Origin of the sequence: Bradyrhizobium sp., assembly GCF_035484855.1 — a bacterium.
GTDB lineage: Bacteria > Pseudomonadota > Alphaproteobacteria > Rhizobiales > Xanthobacteraceae > Bradyrhizobium.
This window is the reverse complement of the sequence record NZ_DATHOP010000029.1, coordinates 1-2,015: the sequence shown is the minus strand read 5'-3', so window position 1 is coordinate 2,015 and position 2,015 is coordinate 1. Positions and strand designations below refer to the sequence as shown.

Sequence of the window (2,015 nt, the reverse complement as noted above, 5' to 3'; positions counted from 1 at the left end):
GGTGCCGCGCCATGTTCGTCCGCGTCAAGAAGATCGGAGCCTACGAGTATCTCTACCTCGTCGAGAACGCCCGCGAGGGTGGCCGCCACGTGCAGCGCGTCATCAAGGCGCTCGGCCGGCGCGACGAGGTCGAGGCCTCGGGTCTGATCGACGGGCTGATCGCCTCGGCGGCGCGCCATTCGCGCCGCTCGATCGTGTTGTCGAGCTTTTATCGCGGCCAATTGCCGGAGCTGCATCGTCTCAGCATCGGACCCGACTTGGTGTTCGGCCGGCTATGGGCGGAAACGGGATGCCGCAACGCGCTGAAGAGCCTCGTCGCCGACCGGCGCTTTTTCTTCGATGTCGAGCGCGCGGTCTATCTCACGGTGCTGCACCGGCTGATGATCTCGGGTTCCGACCGCCATGCCAATGACTGGTGCAGCCGGGTGCGCGTGCCTGGCGCCGAGGGGCTCGATCTCGACCACGCCTATAAGGCGATGGCCTGGCTCGGCGAGGTCGATGCGGCGGGCCGCAGCACCGCGGAGGCGGTCGAAGAGGCGCTCTATCGCCACCGCCAGCCGCTGTTCGGTGCCGTTTCGATCGCGTTTCTCGACACCACGACACTGTGGTTCGAAGGCGCCGGTGGTGAAAGCCTCGGCCAGTACGGTCATTCCAAAGACTACCGCGGGCATTTGAAGCAAGTCGTGCTCGGCATTGTGCTCGATGACGCCGACCGGCCGATCGCCTCCTTCCTGATGCCCGGCAATACCGCCGACGTGACGCTGCTGTTGCCAGTGGTCAAGCGCCTGCGCGAGCGCTTCGGGATCCGCGAGGCCTGCATTGTCGCCGATCGCGGCATGATCAGCGCCGACACCATCGCCGCCCTCGAAGCCGAGAAGATCGAGTACATCCTCGGCGTGCGTGAGCGCACCAGCCGCGAGGTGCGTGCTGAGATCATCGAGGATGACGACCTTGCCGTGCCGCTCCTCATCCCCCGGCAGAAAGGCGAAACCGAACTGGCGGTCCGCGAGACGACGATCGCCGGGCGGCGCTATGTCATCTGTCGCAACGCGGAGGAAGCCAAAAAAGATGCCGCGGCGCGCGCCGAACTCGTCGCCGGTCTCGAGCGCAAGCTCGCCCAGGGCGACAAGGCGCTCGTCGCCAACAAGGGCTTCCGTCGTTTCCTGAAGACGCCCGAAGGCGACGGCTTCGTCATCGATCGCGCCAAGGTCGAGGCCGATGCCCGGTTCGATGGCCTCTTCGTGCTGCGCACCAACACCAAAATCGCCGCTCTCCAGGTCGTGTTGCGCTACCGCAATCTGCTGGCCGTGGAGGATGCCTTCAAAACCGCAAAGGCGCTGCTCGCCACCCGCCCGATCTTCCACAAGACCGACGCCGGCATCCGCGGCCACGTCTTCTGCACCTTCCTTGCCCTCGTCCTGCGCAAGGAGCTGATCGACCGTCTCGCGGTCCGCCGCAGCCGGCTCGAATGGCAGCGCATCGTCGACGATCTCGCCGATCTCAGCGAAATCGACGTTGAACAGGACGGCCGCCGGGCCCGACTGCGCACCGCTCCCGGCCCGACCATCGACCCGATCTGCCGCGCCATCGGCATTGCCCTACCGCCCGTCTTCCAGGAGATGCCGCCCGTCCCCTGAACCCCGACTGTGGTGCCTAAAACGCCAAATGGCCCGCAAGCCATTGATAATCAATGTTGTTCAAATCGAAACCGCGGAAGTGGGGTCAAGATGGCGTGGGTTGAAGGAGATCCGCTCGGAATCTGGCTGGATAAGAACCATGGCAATTCTATTGCGGTGGAAAGCGTGCGTCAGGAATTTGCGTATCTTGCGAAATTTCTTGAACATAAGGGGATCGCGCACGGCGATATACAGAACGGGAATGTTATGATTTCCCCAACTGGAATAACATTGATCGATTATGACGGTATGTATGTGCCCGAATTGCCAAGTGGAAATGGAAGTGAAACTGGACACAAACACTTCCAGCATCCAAGCCGAGAGGCTAATGACTTCGGG

General features: G+C 62.9%; 1 protein-coding gene and 1 pseudogene. Both read left to right on the top strand.

Features of this window, described 5'->3' with window-relative positions:
• Nucleotides 1-11 precede the first annotated feature (11 nt).
• On the top strand, nucleotides 12-1,637 hold the full coding sequence (locus tag VK804_RS03850; protein ID WP_422652914.1) for an IS1634 family transposase: 1,626 nt from the start codon (nucleotides 12-14) through the stop codon (nucleotides 1,635-1,637).
• A 90-nt stretch (nucleotides 1,638-1,727) separates the two neighbouring features.
• Nucleotides 1,728-2,015, top strand: a pseudogene (locus VK804_RS03845) (serine/threonine protein kinase); the annotation flags it as partial.